This is a genomic window from Pseudomonas sp. HD57-3, assembly GCF_056113135.1.
Map to the genome: position 1 here is coordinate 3290107 of NZ_CM148568.1, position 17041 is coordinate 3307147.

The 17041-nt window shown below is 59.3% G+C and carries 18 protein-coding genes; 4 read left to right on the top strand and 14 right to left on the bottom strand.

Annotated features, from left to right (window positions below):
• Positions 1-39 precede the first annotated feature (39 nt).
• From nhaB to AC0R79_RS14780, 3 genes are all read right to left on the bottom strand, one after another.
• Positions 40-1542, bottom strand: a complete 1503-nt coding sequence (gene nhaB / locus AC0R79_RS14770) for a sodium/proton antiporter NhaB (RefSeq protein ID WP_474730191.1) — start codon at positions 1540-1542, stop codon at positions 40-42.
• Between the two features lie 74 nt (positions 1543-1616).
• On the bottom strand, positions 1617-2906 hold the full coding sequence (locus tag AC0R79_RS14775) for an NHL repeat-containing protein (protein ID WP_474730194.1): 1290 nt from the start codon (positions 2904-2906) through the stop codon (positions 1617-1619).
• Between the two features lie 285 nt (positions 2907-3191).
• The gene (locus AC0R79_RS14780) at positions 3192-3458 is read right to left on the bottom strand and encodes a hypothetical protein (protein WP_007957481.1); all 267 of its coding nucleotides are present in this window, start codon (positions 3456-3458) and stop codon (positions 3192-3194) included.
• Positions 3459-3803: 345 nt separating this feature from the next.
• Between AC0R79_RS14780 and AC0R79_RS14785 the strand changes: the two genes are divergently transcribed.
• Positions 3804-5129 carry a sigma-54 dependent transcriptional regulator gene (locus tag AC0R79_RS14785; RefSeq protein WP_007957480.1) on the top strand — a complete coding sequence of 442 codons (1326 nt, stop codon included), beginning with the start codon at positions 3804-3806 and terminating at the stop codon, positions 5127-5129.
• An 82-nt stretch (positions 5130-5211) separates the two neighbouring features.
• On the opposite strand, the gene AC0R79_RS14790 is transcribed toward AC0R79_RS14785, so the two are convergent.
• The 9 genes from AC0R79_RS14790 to AC0R79_RS14830 all read right to left on the bottom strand — a co-directional run bounded on the left by AC0R79_RS14790 (position 5212) and on the right by AC0R79_RS14830 (position 13349).
• On the bottom strand, positions 5212-6516 hold the full coding sequence (locus tag AC0R79_RS14790; RefSeq protein WP_085603928.1) for a transporter: 1305 nt from the start codon (positions 6514-6516) through the stop codon (positions 5212-5214).
• 45 nt (positions 6517-6561) lie between these two features.
• Positions 6562-7308, bottom strand: a complete 747-nt coding sequence (locus AC0R79_RS14795) for a hypothetical protein (RefSeq protein ID WP_127798045.1) — start codon at positions 7306-7308, stop codon at positions 6562-6564.
• A gap of 43 nt (positions 7309-7351) precedes the next feature.
• Entirely contained in the window at positions 7352-8032 is a 681-nt protein-coding gene (locus tag AC0R79_RS14800) for a C39 family peptidase (RefSeq protein WP_007957477.1), read from the bottom strand.
• 62 nt (positions 8033-8094) lie between these two features.
• Positions 8095-9099 (bottom strand): heme utilization protein, encoded by a 1005-nt coding sequence (locus AC0R79_RS14805; protein WP_127798046.1) that lies wholly within the window; start codon positions 9097-9099, stop codon positions 8095-8097.
• A gap of 68 nt (positions 9100-9167) precedes the next feature.
• A complete protein-coding gene (locus tag AC0R79_RS14810) occupies positions 9168-9740 on the bottom strand; it encodes an adhesin (protein WP_127798047.1) in 573 nt (190 codons plus the stop codon).
• Positions 9741-10190, bottom strand: a complete 450-nt coding sequence (locus AC0R79_RS14815; RefSeq protein WP_103386132.1) for a hypothetical protein — start codon at positions 10188-10190, stop codon at positions 9741-9743. It lies immediately after the preceding gene.
• Positions 10191-10547: 357 nt separating this feature from the next.
• On the bottom strand, positions 10548-11072 hold the full coding sequence (locus AC0R79_RS14820; protein WP_474730201.1) for an AAA family ATPase: 525 nt from the start codon (positions 11070-11072) through the stop codon (positions 10548-10550).
• Positions 11069-11632, bottom strand: coding sequence for a nicotinamide riboside transporter PnuC (gene pnuC, locus AC0R79_RS14825; protein ID WP_474730204.1), 564 nt, complete (start codon positions 11630-11632; stop codon positions 11069-11071). Before pnuC ends, AC0R79_RS14820 begins: the two co-directional genes overlap by 4 nt.
• A gap of 82 nt (positions 11633-11714) precedes the next feature.
• Complete coding sequence (locus AC0R79_RS14830; protein WP_474730206.1) at positions 11715-13349, bottom strand: methyl-accepting chemotaxis protein; 1635 nt, start codon at positions 13347-13349, stop codon at positions 11715-11717.
• A gap of 304 nt (positions 13350-13653) precedes the next feature.
• Here AC0R79_RS14830 and AC0R79_RS14835 point away from each other — a divergent pair, with 304 nt between their 5' ends.
• A complete protein-coding gene (locus tag AC0R79_RS14835) occupies positions 13654-14484 on the top strand; it encodes an undecaprenyl-diphosphate phosphatase (protein ID WP_127798050.1) in 831 nt (276 codons plus the stop codon).
• Positions 14481-14909 (top strand): DUF1294 domain-containing protein, encoded by a 429-nt coding sequence (locus AC0R79_RS14840; protein ID WP_375747056.1) that lies wholly within the window; start codon positions 14481-14483, stop codon positions 14907-14909. The genes AC0R79_RS14835 and AC0R79_RS14840 overlap by 4 nt, the downstream gene beginning before the upstream one ends.
• On the opposite strand, the gene AC0R79_RS14845 is transcribed toward AC0R79_RS14840, so the two are convergent.
• Positions 14906-15265, bottom strand: coding sequence for an MmcQ/YjbR family DNA-binding protein (locus AC0R79_RS14845; protein WP_085745773.1), 360 nt, complete (start codon positions 15263-15265; stop codon positions 14906-14908). The two genes, AC0R79_RS14840 and AC0R79_RS14845, sit on opposite strands and share 4 nt — an antisense overlap.
• Entirely contained in the window at positions 15262-16170 is a 909-nt protein-coding gene (locus AC0R79_RS14850) for a LysR substrate-binding domain-containing protein (RefSeq protein WP_474730210.1), read from the bottom strand. Before AC0R79_RS14850 ends, AC0R79_RS14845 begins: the two co-directional genes overlap by 4 nt.
• Positions 16171-16297: 127 nt before the next feature.
• On the opposite strand from AC0R79_RS14850, the gene AC0R79_RS14855 reads away from it, so the two are divergent.
• Positions 16298-16909 carry an FMN-dependent NADH-azoreductase gene (locus AC0R79_RS14855; protein ID WP_085745771.1) on the top strand — a complete coding sequence of 204 codons (612 nt, stop codon included), beginning with the start codon at positions 16298-16300 and terminating at the stop codon, positions 16907-16909.
• The last annotated feature ends 132 nt before the right edge of the window (positions 16910-17041 follow it).

Here is a 17041-nt window from a genome sequence, read left to right on the forward strand (position 1 = left end):
CATAAAAAAACGGGAGCCCCAGGGCTCCCGTTTTCGTTTTTACAGCCAGTAACTCACGGCGTACCAGCCGAGCAATCCCATCACCACGGTGTAGGGCAACGCCATCCACACCATCCGCCCGTAGGACAACCGCACCAGCGGCGCAATCGCCGACGTCAGCAGAAACAGGAACGCGGCCTGACCATTGGGCGTCGCCACGCTCGGCAGGTTGGTGCCGGTGTTGATCGCGATCGCCAGCGTCTCGAAGTGTTCGCGGCTCATGTGGCCGGACAGGAACGCCTGTTTCACTTCGGTGATGTAGATCGTGGCGACGAACACGTTGTCACTGATGGCCGACAGCAGGCCGTTGGCGATGAACAGCATCCCCGGCTGCTGATCGGCCGGCAGCGCCAGCACCCATTGGATCAGCGGCGCGAACAGTTGCTGGTCGTGAATCACCGCCACCACGGCGAAGAACACCACCAGCAGTGCGGTGAACGGCATGGCGTCCTTGAATGCGCTGCCCAAACGGTGCTCGTCGGTGATGCCGGTGAAAGCCGTGATCAGCACAATCACCATCAGGCCGATCAAGCCGACTTCCGCGATATGGAACGCCAGCCCGGCGATCAGGATCAACGCAGCGCAGCCTTGCACCAGCAGGGCGGCGCGTTGGCGCGGGGTGCGCTCGGCGTTGTCTTCGGCGGCGTAGTTGGCCAGCACGGCGCGTACGTTGTCCGGCAGCAGCGTGCCGTAGCCGAACCAGCGCAGTTTCTCCAGCAACACGCAGGTCACCAGCCCCGCGAACAGAACCGGCAGGGAAACCGGCGCGACTTTTTGGAAGAATTCGGCGAAGTGCCAACCCATTTCATGGCCGATCAGCAGGTTCTGTGGTTCGCCCACCAGGGTGCAGACGCCGCCCAATGCAGTGCCGACGGCGCCGTGCATCAACAGGCTGCGCAGGAAGGCGCGAAACTGTTCCAGGTCCTCGTGATGCAGTTGAGGCAGATGCTGGTCATCGCTGAATTCGCTGTCCTGGCGCGGATCGTTGCCGGAGGCCACCCGGTGGTAAACCGAATAGAAGCCTACGGCAGCGCTGATGATCACTGCGGTAACGGTCAGTGCATCGAGAAACGCCGAGAGAAACGCCGACAGAAAGCAGAACAGCAGGGCCAGCAGCGCCTTCGAACGCACGCCCAGCAACAGACGCGAGAACAGAAACAGCAGCAGGTCTTTCATGAAGTAGATGCCGGCGACCATGAACATCAGCAGCAGAATCACCGGGAAATTGTGCTGCAGCTCTTCGTAAAGCGCCTGGGGTGTGGTCATTTTCAGCAGCAGCGCTTCGATCAGCAGCAAGCCGCCGGGCATCAGCGGGTAGCACTTGAGCGCCATGGCCAGGGTGAAAATGAACTCGATCACCAGCAACCAGCCGGCCGCGACCGGGCCGACGGTCCACAGCACCAGTGTGTTGATAATCAGAAACCCGACGATGCACGCCTTGTACCAGCGGGGCGAATGCCCGAGAAAATTGTGCGCGAACGCCTGGGCCATCGAACCGGACATCGGTTGCTCCTTGTTTTAAGAAGCGCGCAAGTTGCCGTAAGCGATGGGCAAGATCAAGTGCAGGAAGGTTCGCATCATTGATTCAGATAACGCGCGACCACAGCGCGGTAGTTGCCATCCAGCGAATAACCGCCCACCAGAATTTCGCCATCCGTTTGTATCGCCACTGAAGTGGCGGTATCGAGGCTGCGGCCCAGCCGCGTACGTAACCAGCCATTGCCGGAGCCGAAGCTTCGATCAAGGCTGCCGTTGGCCAGATAGCGGGCGACGATGAAGTCGGCTTCAACCCCGCCGATGGTCGCGCCGACCGCGAGGGTGCGGCCGTCCGGCATCGCTTGCGCTGCGCTCCACTGGCAGCCGCTGGGGCCGATTTCCAGCAAATGCGGCTGACCACCGTTGCAGTGCAGATCGGGGCGACCGTTGCCATGAACAGAATGCGCCATGCATCGAATCGGATCGCGACTACTGCCAAAACAATGCAGATGCTCCGCAGATTCGATGACTTGATTGACCAGCGCACTGCGTCCCTGGACTTTGAAGGCCATGAAACCGTCTACCGCGAAACGTTCGTCGAGTCGCCCGTCCGGCAGATAGCGGGCGAGCAGGCCTTCCTGTGGGAAATCGATGGAGCCGGCCACCACGATTCTTCCGTCTTCCTGCAACAGCAGGCCGCCGAGCCAGGTATTGAGCAGCAAGTGGCGAACCATGACGAACCCGCGACCGTTAAAGGACGGATCGAGGTGGCCGTCGGGTTTGAGGCGAATCAGCATGCCGACGTGATCGGCGAGGGCACGGTGGTGATTGGCAATCAGCAGGATATGCCCGTCCGGCTGTACTGCGAAATCACAGGCTTCGGCGCCCGGAACACCCGGCGGCAACCAGGCGTCACGGGTGCCCATGGAAAGGTCGCCGGGCAGATGGACGATTTTCTGACCGTTGTCACCGAAATCCGGATCAGGTCGGCCTTGGGCATTGAACATCGCCAGCGCGGGCAGAGTGCAATGTTCTGATTCGTAATGCAGGCCCGCCAGCAGAATCCGCCCGTCTGGCAAGACCTGCACCTTGCTGCCGGTGGCTTCGAAACCAGCAGCGAACCGGCCGATCACGCTGCCTTGAAAGCCGAATCCCAGATCCGCCGAGCCGTCCTCAAGCAGGCGGGCCAGACCGAAACGGCTGCCTTGAGCAGTGCCCACCTTGGCGGCGACCAGTATCCGGCCTTGCGCATCGAGCGCCACGCTCTGGGTCAGGCTCGACGTACTGCCGGCAAAGTAGACCTGCGCCACACCGTTGCTGGAAAAGGTCTTGTCGAGTTGTCCGGCGTTATTCGCAAGCGTCGGCAGCGCTATGGCGATCTGGGATGACATGCATGCTTCTCCTTGCGAGTCGACCGATTTCCGGGAGGCGGAACGGGTAACTGCATGAGCGAAACATTCAATCCCTGAATACGCGTTAGTACAACTGTAAGAACTAACAGGTGGAGGGTCGCACTGTGCCAGAACAGTGTCTTTTTGAACCAGTCGCAAGCCTGCCAAGCATTCAGCCGCGAAAGTAATGAAGAAAGTTGTACAAAAAGACTGAAGTTGGAAAAAGATTCACAACTAACAGAAGAGGGCGGATGACTTGAGCGTCATCCGCATTACCCGCAAATATCAGTGTGGCATCGACCAGGATTGCAACGCGTAACCTTCTTCGCTCAGTTCGGCGCGGGCCTGTTGCAGCAGGTATTCAAGTTGCGCCGGATCGGAGTAGGCGCTGCTCGGGATCTGGGTGCGACCGATCTGGGAGTTGGTACGGTCAATGACGGTCAGGCTCAGTTCGCCATTGCCGTCTTGTGGGGCCCAGGCGACGCATTGAAAAGGTTTAAATGCGCGGTTGGCAATCAAAAGAGCTTCGTTGATACGGAGCGGGGCGGTCATGGGTTCTTCTCTCTATTAGTGCCCAATCAAGTGATGTGCCGTCGGTTGGGCTTACCGTTCGGCGAGTTACTTGTACTGATGCACGCAACCCGCTGGCAGGTCACACAGAATCTGAAGAAATTTCGACTTTCTTTCATACACTCAATATTCAGACAGGTTTTGAAAGCCTGGCGAAAGAATCAAGTCGATAGCTAACTAATAAAGCGGGTTCTTATAACTGCTTCACTTGTACACCTATAAGCAATCGATACAAGACGCCGTCAAATTCTTGCTAATGTAACAGTCAGGTTTGCCAAATGACTGTTTTTACGATCATTTCCTAAAATTTGGCGCCAAGGAACAGTCATGAGCGAAGCGCCTGCATTAAGACGTTTATTGGTCGTCGACCCGTGCGACGACTGTCACCGATTGCTCCCGGGTTTACGTGCCGTGGGTTGGGACGTCGACAGTTGTAGCCTGGAAAATGCAGCCGACCGAAGCTGCGATGTCGGCCTGTTGCGGTTACAGCCTTTTCACCTGGAACGTCCCGAAGCCGTAAAAGAGCTGATCAGCCGCAGTGGCACCGAATGGATCGCCGTGCTGAATCAGGAAGTGCTGCGCTTGCAGAACGTCGGCGATTTCGTCTGCGAATGGTTTTTCGATTTCCATACCTTGCCGTTCGACGTGTCACGGGTGCAGGTCACCCTCGGCCGGGCGTTCGGCATGGCGCGCCTGCGCGGTCAGGGCACGATTCACGTGGATCAGCCGGAACACGAGCTGCTGGGCGACAGCAAACCGATCCGTGAGCTGCGCAAGCTGCTGAGCAAACTGGCACCCACCGAGTCGCCAGTGCTTATTCGTGGCGAAAGCGGTACCGGTAAAGAACTCGTCGCCCGCACCCTGCACCGGCAGTCGCAACGCCACAGCAAACCGTTTGTGGCGATCAACTGCGGGGCGATTCCCGAGCATTTGATCCAGTCCGAGCTGTTCGGTCACGAGAAAGGTGCGTTCACCGGCGCCCATCAACGCAAGGTCGGGCGTATTGAAGCGGCCAATGGCGGCACCTTGTTTCTCGATGAAATCGGCGATCTGCCGCTGGAACTGCAAGCCAATCTGTTGCGCTTCCTTCAGGAAAAACACATTGAACGGGTCGGCGGCAGTCAACCGATCCCGGTGGATGTGCGGGTACTGGCGGCGACTCACGTCGACCTCGAAGCCGCCATCGAGAAGAAGCGCTTTCGTGAGGATTTGTACTACCGGCTCAACGTGTTGCAGGTGGTGACCGCGCCGTTACGCGAGCGCCACGGCGATCTGTCGATGCTGGCCAACCATTTTTCCCACTTCTACAGCCATGAAACCGGGCGCCGTCCGCGCAGCTTCAGTGAAGACGCGCTGATCGCCATGGGCAAGCACGACTGGCCGGGCAATGTCCGCGAACTGGCCAACCGCGTGCGTCGAGGCCTGGTACTTGCGGAAGGGCGGCAGATCGAGGCCCGTGATCTCGGCCTGATCAGCCAGCAGTCGATCGCGGCTCCCATGGGCACGCTTGAAGACTACAAGACCCGCGCCGAACGCCAGGCGTTGTGCGATGTATTGAACCGGCACAGCGACAATCTCAGCGTTGCCGCCAAAGTGCTGGGGGTTTCCCGACCGACCTTCTACCGTTTGCTGCACAAGCACCAGATCCGCTAGGGCGCGGTGCTTCCTGAAGACAGGAAGCTGAAAAGGCCCGCTGCGATGCAAGTCGCAGCGGGCCTTTTTTTGATGTCGCGGTTTAGAAGTAGTACGGGAATTTCAGGCTGAAGGAGAAGTCCGGGGCATCGTCCGTCATGCCGATGGACAGGTTGGGCACGATGGTCAGGTTGTCGGTGGCCGCAATGGTCATGCCGACGTTGAAGTAACCGGCGTTGGCGTCGCTGGACACCACCGATTCCCAATCCCCGCCATCCTGTTTCAGCTTGCTCTTGCGTTGCACCAGGTCGGAGACGGAGAACGACATACTCATCTTCTCGTTCAGTGCGAAGGCAACACCCGCGCCGATCTGGAAGCTGTCGCCGATGCGTACCTTGCCCGGGTTTTTCTGGTTGACGGTCGAACTGATGTCGTCGAACGACTCCTCGAAGTTATGGGTGTAGGACAGGCTGCCGAACAGCACGGCCGGGTCAAACGTCTTGACCAGCGAGATGCCCGGGGTGATCGACCAGACGCCGTTGCCGGTGGGCAGGGTGTCAGGCACGAACAGGTTCGAGTTGGCATCGGTCTGGCGCAGTTTGATCCCGAACGGATCCTTGCCCGTAGGCGCCTTGACCCGCAAGGACACCACGGCGTCCGGCGTGTTGACCGACTCGTCCAGGAACTTGTACGCAATGCCGAAGTTGACGTCGCCTATGGTCGGATCGCGGCTTACGTCCTGTTCGGTGGTGACGTTGGAGGCGCCTCCGTTGCCGCCGCCCGACTGATAGGTCGATTCACGGTAGACCACCGGCACGTTCAGGTCGAACTGCCAGCGATTGTCAAAGTTGTAGCGTCCCGTCAGGTCGAGGGTCCAGGTATCGGCCTTGATCCGGTCGAGGTTGATGTTGCCGAGGAAAATCGAGTCCAGGGCGAGGAAGCCGTTGAGGATCAGTTGGCGGGTGTCGTAGCGCGAGTAGGTCACGCCGGTTTCAAAGCTGAACTTGCCGCCACCAAAGAAGCCGCTGGCTTCGTCGTACAGGTTGGACACGCTCTGTGCCGGTTGCGAATCGTCGGCCAGCGACTGGCCATAGGACGCGCCACTGCCCCCGGCGGCGCCCCCCGACGCTGCTGCTGCCCCGGTGCCGGTGGCGACCCGGTTGCCTTTCATGTCCGAAGGCGATTTGGCCAGGCGTTTTGGGGGTGGGGAGGCGGGTTGCTCTTCGACCTGGCGGACCCGTTGTTCGAGTACCGCCAGGGCCTTTTGCTGCACTTCGTATCGTTGCTTCAGCTCCAGAAGTTCCTGTTTCAGGGCTTCTACATCCGCATCTGGTGCTGCTTGCAGCATCGCCGCGGGTAGAAGAGTACTCAAACATACAGCAGCACGCAGTGATACTGATCGATACATGAATAAGCCGTCCCTTTAAGCCCAATGATCGAGACTCAGCGTAGTTCAATATCCGATATTGCGTAGCGCCCCGAGTTGAGTCAGGTTGCAGTCCAGTGCACCGGCACTTCTGCCGTTATTGTTCAGGACAACGTTGAGTTGTGTCAGGTTGTTGACTACGTTTGCATTGCCCAGCAGCCGAGTGTTCTGCAGCAACCCGCTCTGAGCAACCTGCTGCAGCGCAGTGCCCTGGTTGCCGCTGGCCTGAATGGCCATCTGAACGCCGCCGCCGGTGGCAGAGACTGCAACACTCCCGGCGGCGTTGCTGCCGGTGATGGTCTGACCGGCTGTCAGGGCTTGCCCTTGGGCAGGCACCAGGGCCGGGGCCTGACTGGCCTCTTTGACGTTGATCGCAACGTTGTTGTAAGCGGTGTTGCCATCGCCGGCGGCGCGCACACTCTGTGTCACGCCCTGGCTGGAGTTGAGTCCCGCGCCACCAACGACCGTACCGGTACCCAGTTCAGGAGTACTGCCATTGCCGTGTTCCTTGATGGTCGAGACGTAGAATTCAGGTTTGACCGAAGCGGCCTGCAATTGCATCGAGGCCGATGCCCCGATCAGATCTCCACTGGCGTTGCGCCAGGTACTGCTCATGACGACACCGAAGCTGATGATCCGCCCCGGCATGACATAACGACCGCGCAGCTCTGCGAGCTCCTGGTCCTTGATTTCGATGGGTTTGAATCCTGCATTGGCATAGCCTGACGCGCTCGCTGCCAGGCAGGCGGCGGCCAGCCAGTATGAGGTTTTCATCTGCTGCTCCCGGGACATCCAGCCCCACTCTTGTAATCGGCGATTAAAAGAAGTCGCTCTGTATGAACCCGAAGTCCATCAATTCAGCATCTTTGACCGGGTTGAAGGCATCCAGCTTGTTTTTGGCCGTCACCGGTACCGGAGGGCTGCGCAAGGCATTGGCCTTGTCATATCCGGGGCCGACGATGGCAAAGACAATGCCGTTCCAACCTTTGACAAAGTCATCATGGGAGTAGCGTTTGTGTCCTAAAACCGGGTCTCCGATGTAAACCCAATCCTTGTCCGCACGCTGCATCACCACGAAATGCTTGTAGCCGCGAATTTCCATCAGTACCACCACCGGGATCGTGACTGCGTCGAGCTTTTCCGGCGGAATCTTGTAGCCCCTGGCGCGCATGCCGATGCTTTCTATGTAGCGCTTCATGTCCAGCATGGAAAAACCCTGAGTACGAACAAGGTCCTGGTCAGCGTTGACCAGCATGCCTTTGATGATGTGCTCCTCATCGACGTCGAGCCAATAGGCCTGGCGCAATACCGTCGCCAGTGCGGCGGCGCCGCAGCTGAAGTCGGTTTTCTGTTCGACGATGTCGGCAAACTTGCGCTCACGAATGCTTTGCACGTTCTTGTAGACGAGTGTGCCGCCAGGCAGGGCGGCAACGGGCATCTGGGCAGCCTGGGTCAGGCCGCAGAAGCAAAGCAGAGCGAGGAGGGCAGTCTTACGCATGATCGATACGCCTTTGGGACTGAGGAAAAGCCCCGTTTCCGGGGCTTTCGTTTCGATCGCGATTACATGCAGGCTTTGCAACCTGCGGCGATGGACAGCGAGTTGCTTTGTTGGTTGCCAACACCAGCGGCGTTGTTGTAACCAGCGTTACCCGAGAAGTTGTTACCAACATTGGAGATGGAAGCGTTGTTGGTCACAGGGTTTTTCCAGCCATCAGGGGTCATCACTTGTTGAGTGGTCACACCTGCCAGGCCGAAGACACCTACTGCTTCGAATTTGGCTTTTTGATCTTTGCCGCCACCATGGCCTCTGTCGTTATTGCCATATCCGCCATGACCGTGATCGTCGTCTTCGATTTTTGCAGTGCCCTTCGCGTAGAACGCGCCAGCCCCGGCGAAAGTACCGGTGAGGGTGTCTTTTTTCCAGGTTTGAGTGCCGTAGTTGGACACAGTCAGGCCAGTGGAGCTTTGGTTCGCAGCAGCAGCGGCGTTAGCTACACGACCACCCGATACAGCAATTGCCAGGTTGTTTTTCTGTTGGTTGAAGTTACCGGCACTGTTGTTCACGCCAATGTTGCCGGAACCGCCGTTACCCACGTTGTTGAGGTTGGCGTTGTTGGTGGTGGAGTAGTTCGCAACAGCGTTGTTGTTGTTGACCTGAGTGGCGCTGGACACAGACACCGCAGAGCCGAAGATGAAGCTTTCGTCGGCAGTTGCCAGAGCAGCGGCGTTGTCTTGCTGGTTGCCATCGCCGGCGGTGTTGTTCATGCCAACGTTGCCGTTGGTGCCATTGGCCGAGTCGCGGACGGAGGCATCATTTTTGGTGCCTTGGTTGCCGACCAGGTTGCCATCGCTGTTTTGAGTGTCGAGTACTGCTGCGCCGGCGCCAGCGCCGATTTGCAGAAGTTGCTCCAGGGTTGGGCCTTTTGGTTCATGGTTGCCATGACCGTTGCCGTGCCCGTTACCATGACCGTGATCATTATCATCACGACCGCCTGCCTGTGCTGCGATTGCCATCACTGCTGCGAGTGCGAAAACCAGTGGTTTGAGGGCCATTGTAGGTTTCATGGTGTTTCTCCGTGCTTATTAGTTGGTTAAGTGTTGGTACTTTCTAATTGCACTGCTTTTTATTTGGGTCAGTCTGCGACCCGGATGCTCAGGGTGTTAGCCATTCGGTTCCCCACCCCGGCACTCTGGTTCACCTGGATTACCCCTCGGCTGCCGGTGAAGGCCTGATCACTTGTCGTGACCTGGCGACTGCCGGGTGAGGTACCAGTTGCTCCTGAGCTCGGTAACAACGCCACGTTCTGTTGGGAAAGGGCGCTATCGTCAACGCTCTGCGGGGCAGCACTGATGCTGACGCGCGTAACGTTGGCCATCTGGTTATTGGCCCCGGCGCCCTGGTTCACGCCCAGGACCCCGTTGCCATTAGTGAAAGCGTTGCCGCCAATGGTGGCGCTGGCATTGCCAGTGCGGTCGGCGGGTGTGTTGATGCGCTGAATGACACTGGTGGTCGCGCTGGCATTGGTGCCAATGGCGATCGCTTTGGTGTTGGTCTGTTGCATCTGGTCGCCGGCCGCCTGGTTGACGTTGTAGTTGCCGCGATACTGGATGCCGGTTTCCTGAATGTTTGCGTTGTTCACGGAACTGGGGTCGGCCATGACGCTGGTGCAGCCGAGAAGGGCGAGCAGGAGCAGAGAACGATTCATTTATTGGCCTCCAGCCATACGGGTCAGCGGAGCAAGACCGGAGCTCATGGCACGGTTGACGGTATTGGAGATCGAGCCGCCGGCGCCGCCGCCGTGACCACCTCCCATGCCTGGCAAACCATTCGGGTTGGTTACAGTGTTCATGCCGGGGATGTTCGAAGTCGGGGTGGTGATGCTGCCGCGAATCGAGGAGCCGCTGGCTACACTGGCAAATTCACCGTCGTTGAGTTCGGTGCTGGTCATCGCTTGATCGATGCGGCCCGAAGGGTTGGCATTGACGGTCGTCGGGTAGGGGTCTTTGCCGCCGCTGCGACCGATCGGGATCGGCTGGACGTCACGATTGAGCACGATCACGCCATTGCCTTCGGCCTGAACGTTGAAACTGAGAAACGGGCTGGCGGCTGATCCGATCAGCAGAAGGCAGGTAAAGGCTTTTTTGATATTTCCCACGGCGGCAATTCCTTCTTCAGTGGGCTGGGCCTGGTCAGCGTTGTGAAGGAGAGAGCGAAAGCTGTGCCGCTTTTGAAATGTCTTTTAATTTCAGTGCCTTGGGTTGGATTAGCGCAGGGCTGATACAAAAACTGTTTCAACGCTGAAACAGGCCAGGACCTTCCCCGCCCCCCATAGCCATTGCAAAGCTCTGGAACAAGGGTTTGCAGGGCAGTGTTTCAACCGCGTAACAAGTCGGATGACAAAGGCATGAAGGGCGCTGAGACGGGCACTTTGCACCCGCAGGAGTGTTTCAGGAACGGACACTTTGGCCCCAAATCAGGGGGCTAAGGCGGGGCAAACGCCCTGAAAACCGGGTCAGTCCGCTAGCAGGGCGCGCACCGCGTCGAAGGCTTGCTGCTGGCGTTCGACCCAGTTGCCCTGAATGATCTGCAAGGGCTGGCGATGTTTTTCCAGCCAGGTCCAGGTGGCCTGAAAGAACGCCAGCCGTTCATTCGCGTCGGGCTGGCAGCGCTGACCATCGTCCGTCCACTCGATCTGCTCGGGGGAGAGCAGCAGGTGCAGGTCGTATTCACGCGCCAGCAACTCGGCTTCCAGCCAGGGCGGGCAGTCGCCGAACAAGGTCTGGCTCCACAGAATGTTGCTCAACAGATGGGTATCGAGAATCAGCAATTGCGGCTGCTGCGCGCGTGCCTCGTCTTCCCATTGCAACTGGCCGCGCGCGATCTCGGGGATATCGGCGAGGTAAGTATCCCGCTGGTTCTGCTCGATGAACCAGCGCACATACTCGTCCACCCGCAAACCGCCGAACTGCTGTTGGATTCCGGCCGCCAGCCAGCTCTTGCCCGTGGACTCGGGGCCGGTCAGGACAATCACTTTCATCGTTGCAACGCCGGGTCGGCACGCCATTCGCGCCAGCCTTGCACCGCGATCAGGGTGAACAGGGCATACAGCGCCGCCGTGAGGTACAGCCCTTTATAGAGGAACAGCCCGACGAAGATCACATCCAGCACAAACCACAACGCCCAGCATTGCAGACGTTTGTGGGCCATCCAGAATTGCGCGACCAGACTGAAACCGGTCAGCGCGGCGTCGAGCCACGGTTGCGCAGCGTCGGTCCAATGGGCCATGGCCGCGCCCAGCAGCAGACTGCCTACCGCGCCGATGGCCAGGCCCTGCACTATCGAGCGCGTGTCGAGCCGGGTGACCTCACGTCCGTCATGCATCGTCCCGGCCCGCGTCCATTGCCACCAGCCATAGATTTGCAGGCCGGCATAAACCACCTGCAGCAGCATGTCCGAATACAGCTTCACTTCGAAGAACACCCAGGTGTAGAGCGACACCATGACCAGCCCGATCGGCCAGCACCACGGATTCTGTTTGACCGTGAGCCACACGGCGATCACACCGAGAGCGGCCGCAAACAGTTCAAGCCCGGACATGCAGGATCCTTGGGGGGAATAAAAGAGGGAGCGGATTGTACCGAAAAACAGGTGGGAAACGAGTTCCCACCTGCAAGGACGATCAGACGCGGAACTGACGCAGCAAACCGTTCAGTTGCTCGCTGAGTTGGCCCAGACGCACGCTGGCCACGCTCGATTGCTCGGCCGCCAGCGCGGTGCTGTGGGACAACCCCGCCGCCTGGGTGACGTTCTGATTGATGTCCTCGACCACGTGCGCCTGTTGCAGCGTTGCGCTGGCAATCGAGGCGTTCAGGCCGTTGAGGTTACGCAGGGCCTGCCCAATGGCATTCAGGCTGGCACTGGCAAGACCCGCCTGTTCGATGGTCAGTTGCGAAGCCTTGCTGCTGTCGCCGATGACCTTCACGGCGGCTTCGGAATGGTTTTGCAGACGTTCGATCATCGTCTGGATTTCCGCGGTGGACTTCTGCGTGCGCTGAGCCAGCAAACGCACTTCGTCAGCCACCACCGCAAACCCGCGACCCTGTTCGCCAGCGCGAGCCGCTTCAATCGCGGCGTTGAGGGCCAGCAGGTTGGTCTGCTCGGCAATCGAGCGGATCACTTCCAGCACGCTGCCGATCTGCGTGCTTTCGGTCGCCAGCGTGCGGATGACTTCGACGGCCTGATCGATGGTGCCGGACAGCTTGTCGATCTGTTGCAGGCTGCCGTCGATGTTGATCTGGCCTTGCTGGGCCTGCGCCTCGGCATCACGCATTTCGCTGGCGGCGTGTTCGGCGTTCTTCGCCACGTCCTGTACGCCGTAGGTCACTTCGTTGACGGCAGTAGCCACCAGTTCCATCTGCTGCGACTGCTGCTGGCTGCGTTGCTGCGCTTGCGTCGCATCATTGCCAAGTTCGCTGGACGATTGGCCCAATGCGCTGGCGGACACCTGCAAGTCACCGATCACCCGGCGCAGCTTCGCGGTGAAGGCATTGAAGTGATGGGCCAGTTGAGTGACTTCGTCCTGGCCGTGAGTATCGAGGCTGCGGGTCAGATCGCTTTCGCCGCTGGCGATGTTGGCCATGGCGTTCACGGTTTCCTGCAACGGGCGGACGATGCTGCGCGCGATCAGGATCACCAGCAGCGCCATGATCACTGCGATGATCAAACCCACCACGGACGCCTTGATCACCTGACCCTGGAACTCGGCCTGCACGTCGTCGACGTATACGCCCGAACCAATGACCCAGCCCCATGGCTCGAACAGTTTCACGTAGGAAGTCTTGGCCACCGGCTCACTGGCGCCGGGCTTGGGCCAGCGATAATCGACCATGCCGGCGCCCTTGGCTTTGGCGATGGCGACCATTTCATTGAACACCGCAAAACCGTCCGGGTCGCGGATCGCCGAAAGGTTCTGGCCTTCAAGCTTGGGATTGGTCGGGTGCATGACCATCACGGGCGTGAGGTCGTTGATCCAGAAGTAATCGTTCTGGTCATAGCGCAGGCCACGGATGGCGGTCAGCGCCTGTTTCTGCGCCACGTCGCGGGTCAGGGTCCCCGCAGCTTCGAGGCCTTGGTAGTAAGTCAACAAACCGCTGGCGGTCTGCACCACATGCTGGGTTTTCTGGGCCTTGGCGTGGTAAAGGTCATCGTGGATCTGTTTGAGCATCAACACGCCCAACGTCAGCAGCATGACCACTGCCACAATCAAGATGAGCCACAAGCGTCGGCTGATCGACACACTGCGCAAGCTGTTCATAACGCTGTCACTCCGGATTCTTTTTCTTGTAATAAACCACCGCCAGCATCCAACCACGTTTCGGTGACCGGGCATACGCGACCCAAGTCGTATAACGCGGCAGCGCTATTACGGCTTGTCTGTTAGGATTTCGGCGCCGCGCGTGAAAACCTGAATCCAAATTGATTTTTCACGGAATTTTGACTGTTTCGTGTGGATCCTGTGCGTGCGGAATCGGTACAGCTCTAACCAGCTACGCTGAACGCAGTGAACGTAAAAAAATACTATCGGGGCATGCCGCCGGGCATCGCTCTTTGGGGGATTGATGGATCTTTGGACCGCCTTGCAGGCACTGATTCTTGGAGTTGTAGAGGGGCTGACGGAGTTTTTGCCCATTTCCAGTACCGGACACCAGATCATTGTTGCCGACTTGCTCGATTTCGGAGGCGAGCGGGCCATGGCGTTCAACATCATCATCCAGCTCGGCGCGATTCTCGCGGTGGTCTGGGAATTCCGCCGCAAGATCCTCGACGTGGTCATCGGCTTGCCGACTCAGCCGAGTGCACGGCGTTTTACCGCCAACCTGCTGATCGCCTTCCTGCCCGCCGTGGTGCTGGGCGTGATCTTCGCGGATCTGATTCACCATTACCTGTTCAACCCGATCACCGTGGCCGCCGCGCTGGTGGTGGGCGGGATCGTGATGTTGTGGGCCGAGCAGCGTCAGCATGAAGTGCACGCCGAAACGGTCGACGAGATTCGCTGGACGGATGCGCTGAAAATCGGCTTCGCCCAGTGCCTGGCGATGATCCCCGGCACTTCGCGTTCCGGCTCGACCATCATCGGCGGCCTGTTGTTCGGCCTGTCGCGCAAGACCGCCACCGAGTTCTCGTTCTTCCTGGCGATGCCGACCATGGTCGGTGCGGCGGTGTATTCGGGCTACAAGTATCGCGACCTGTTCGTTCCGGCCGACTTCCCGGTGTTCGCCATCGGTTTCGTCACGGCGTTCATCTTCGCCATGATCGCGGTGCGTGGCCTGCTCAAGTTCATCGGCAGCCACAGCTACGCGGCGTTCGCCTGGTACCGAATTGCCTTCGGTCTGGTGATCCTGGCGACCTGGCAGTTCGGCTGGATCGACTGGACGGCCGCCCAGCCATGAGTGATTCCCGCGCACGCCGCCCGGATCGCAGGCCTTCCGGTGGCAATATTCAGCATCTGAAATTGAAGTTGGTGGTGCTGCTGATCGTCTGCGCGTTGCCATTGTTCGGCTCGTTATCGATGTGGCTGCGCGGGATTTCCCTGGTACCGCTGACGGCTTATGGGCTGGTCAGCGTGCTGGCGTTTTTCCTGTACTGGGCGGACAAACGCAAGGCCCGCGCCGACGCCTGGCGCACACCGGAAAACATCCTGCACGCGATGGAACTGGCCGGCGGCTGGCCGGGCGCGTTGATCGCTCAACAGGTTTTCCGGCACAAGACGCGCAAGGTGTCGTTTCAGGTGCTGTTCTGGATGATCGTGGCGTTGCACCAGGTGTTCTGGATCGATCAGTTGTTCCTTGGTTCGAACCTGCTGGCGCTGTTCTAGAGCAACAGCCCGACCTGCACGCGCTTGGGCAGCTTGCTGACCACCAGTTGGTGGGAACGCTGCAGCAACCCTTGCAGTTCCTCGGCGCCCAGCGGGTAGGGCGGATGCATGATGATCCATTGCGCCCGGGCCAGATACGGCGCCGGGTGAATGCCCGGCCGGTCGCAATGACCGAGAAACAGATCCTTGTCGACCTTGAACGCCAGTGAATCACCGCGCAATCCCTGCAAAGCGAACATCTTGTTGCCGGCAATCGAAAACACTCGCACGCCACCCCACTTGTAGTCTTCCCGGGCACCGGGCAAGGCCAGACAGAAATCCGCGACATCCTGCTCGCTCATCTTCCCTTGTTTCATAACAGCCGTTCTCCACAGGCATTGAACGATTCGACCAGATGATCGATCCACGCGCGCACCGCCGGCATCACCCCACGCCGGTGCGGATACACCGCTTGCAGCCAGCCGCCGGGCAGTAACCAGTTCGGCAGCAACTGCACCAGCGTGCCGTTGTTCAGCTCCGCTTCGCAATACATCATCGGCAACAGGGTGAAACCCTGGCCGGCCAGCACACAGGCCTTGCGCACGATGAAATCGTCGATGCCCAGCCGGGCTTCCAGCGCCAGGTCGCAACTCTTGCCATGCTGATCGAGCAGGCGCACATGCACCATGCGATCGGCCTCCAGCGCGCCCAGCACCGGCAGGTTCTTCAGGTCCTGCGGATGATTGATTTCCACCCCCTGTATAAAGGAAGGGCTCGCCACCACCACCATTTGCGCCTGCCGCAGGCGACGGGTTACCAGCATCGGTTCTTCATCACCGTGTTCGCGCACGCGCAGGGCGACGTCGATGCCTTCGGTGATGAGGTCGACCCGGCGATTGATCAGGGTGACTTCCAATTGCACCTGAGGGTATTTGCCAAGGAAATTGCTGATCACCACCGGGAGCATTTCATGGGCCAAGCCCGTCGGGCTTGAAACCCGCAGGCGTCCACGAGGCTCGCTGGACATGCTGGCCACTGTCTCGTCGGCCATTTCCGCTTCCAGCAGCATTGCCTGACAGTGACGCAAATAGCGTTCGCCGACGGCTGTCAGCTTCAATTGGCGAGTGGTGCGTTGCAGCAAGCGCGCGCCGAGGCGTTCTTCCAGTTCGGCGATGCGCCGCGAAAGACGTGACTTGGGAATGCCCAGCAAGCGGCCGGCGGCGGCGAATCCGCCGGCTTCGACCACTTTGGCGAAATAGTAGAGATCGTTGAGGTCTTGCATCTGGAAATCCGACTGTTCTATCAGTGGGACGAACTATCGCATTGTTGCCGTCTAATCAGCTATTGGTTTCGTCGGTAGGATTGTCTCCATTCCGTCGCCACCGGCGATTCATTCCAGGAGATTCCACATGAAACTGCTGCACATCGATTCGAGCATTCTGGGCGACAACTCCGCTTCCCGTCAGCTGAGCAGTCAGGTGACTCAAGCCTGGCAAGCCGCCGAGCCAAGCGCTGTCGTGACCTATCGCGATCTGGCCGCCGACGCCATCAGCCATTTCTCATCGACCACCCTGGTTGCCGCCGGCACCACCGCTGAACTGCGCAACGCCGCCCAACAGCACGAAGCTGAACTGAGCGCCACCACCCTGGCCGAATTCATCGCCGCCGACGCCATCGTCGTTGCTGCACCGATGTACAACTTCACCGTGCCGACCCAGCTCAAGGCCTGGATCGACCGCATCGCCGTTGCCGGCCAGACCTTCCGTTACACCGAAGCCGGCCCTGAAGGCCTGTGCGGTGGCAAGAAAGTGGTGATCGTGTCCACCGCTGGCGGCATCCACGCCGGTCAAGCTTCGGGCGTCGCGCACGAAGACTACCTGAAACTGGTGTTCGGCTTCCTCGGCATCACCGACATCGAAGTCGTACGTGCTGAAGGCCTGGCCTACGGCGAAGAAGTGCGCAACAACGCCATGAGCGCCGCTCAGGCGAAGATCAGCGAGCAACTGTTCGCCGCTGCGTAAGGCTTGCGTAAAGAACAGCTCCTGTTCAGGCAAACCCCAAAAAACTCTGTATTCTGGTTCCGCAAGGGCCAGATACGGAGTTTTTTGTTTCTGACTGTTACATAATCTGGCCCGGGTTATGCAGTCTGATGA

Excerpts from the sequence above, each read along its gene's own strand:
- nhaB (WP_474730191.1), bottom strand. The coding sequence starts at position 1,542 with ATGTCCGGTTCGATGGCCCAGGCGTTCGCGCACAATTTTCTCGGGCAT.
- AC0R79_RS14775 (WP_474730194.1), bottom strand. The coding sequence starts at position 2,906 with ATGTCATCCCAGATCGCCATAGCGCTGCCGACGCTTGCGAATAACGCC.
- AC0R79_RS14780 (WP_007957481.1), bottom strand. The coding sequence starts at position 3,458 with ATGACCGCCCCGCTCCGTATCAACGAAGCTCTTTTGATTGCCAACCGC.
- AC0R79_RS14785 (WP_007957480.1), top strand. The coding sequence starts at position 3,804 with ATGAGCGAAGCGCCTGCATTAAGACGTTTATTGGTCGTCGACCCGTGC.
- AC0R79_RS14790 (WP_085603928.1), bottom strand. The coding sequence starts at position 6,516 with ATGTATCGATCAGTATCACTGCGTGCTGCTGTATGTTTGAGTACTCTT.
- AC0R79_RS14795 (WP_127798045.1), bottom strand. The coding sequence starts at position 7,308 with ATGAAAACCTCATACTGGCTGGCCGCCGCCTGCCTGGCAGCGAGCGCG.
- AC0R79_RS14800 (WP_007957477.1), bottom strand. The coding sequence starts at position 8,032 with ATGCGTAAGACTGCCCTCCTCGCTCTGCTTTGCTTCTGCGGCCTGACC.
- AC0R79_RS14805 (WP_127798046.1), bottom strand. The coding sequence starts at position 9,099 with ATGAAACCTACAATGGCCCTCAAACCACTGGTTTTCGCACTCGCAGCA.
- AC0R79_RS14810 (WP_127798047.1), bottom strand. The coding sequence starts at position 9,740 with ATGAATCGTTCTCTGCTCCTGCTCGCCCTTCTCGGCTGCACCAGCGTC.
- AC0R79_RS14820 (WP_474730201.1), bottom strand. The coding sequence starts at position 11,072 with ATGAAAGTGATTGTCCTGACCGGCCCCGAGTCCACGGGCAAGAGCTGG.
- pnuC (WP_474730204.1), bottom strand. The coding sequence starts at position 11,632 with ATGTCCGGGCTTGAACTGTTTGCGGCCGCTCTCGGTGTGATCGCCGTG.
- AC0R79_RS14830 (WP_474730206.1), bottom strand. The coding sequence starts at position 13,349 with ATGAACAGCTTGCGCAGTGTGTCGATCAGCCGACGCTTGTGGCTCATC.
- AC0R79_RS14835 (WP_127798050.1), top strand. The coding sequence starts at position 13,654 with ATGGATCTTTGGACCGCCTTGCAGGCACTGATTCTTGGAGTTGTAGAG.
- AC0R79_RS14840 (WP_375747056.1), top strand. The coding sequence starts at position 14,481 with ATGAGTGATTCCCGCGCACGCCGCCCGGATCGCAGGCCTTCCGGTGGC.
- AC0R79_RS14845 (WP_085745773.1), bottom strand. The coding sequence starts at position 15,265 with ATGAAACAAGGGAAGATGAGCGAGCAGGATGTCGCGGATTTCTGTCTG.
- AC0R79_RS14850 (WP_474730210.1), bottom strand. The coding sequence starts at position 16,170 with ATGCAAGACCTCAACGATCTCTACTATTTCGCCAAAGTGGTCGAAGCC.
- AC0R79_RS14855 (WP_085745771.1), top strand. The coding sequence starts at position 16,298 with ATGAAACTGCTGCACATCGATTCGAGCATTCTGGGCGACAACTCCGCT.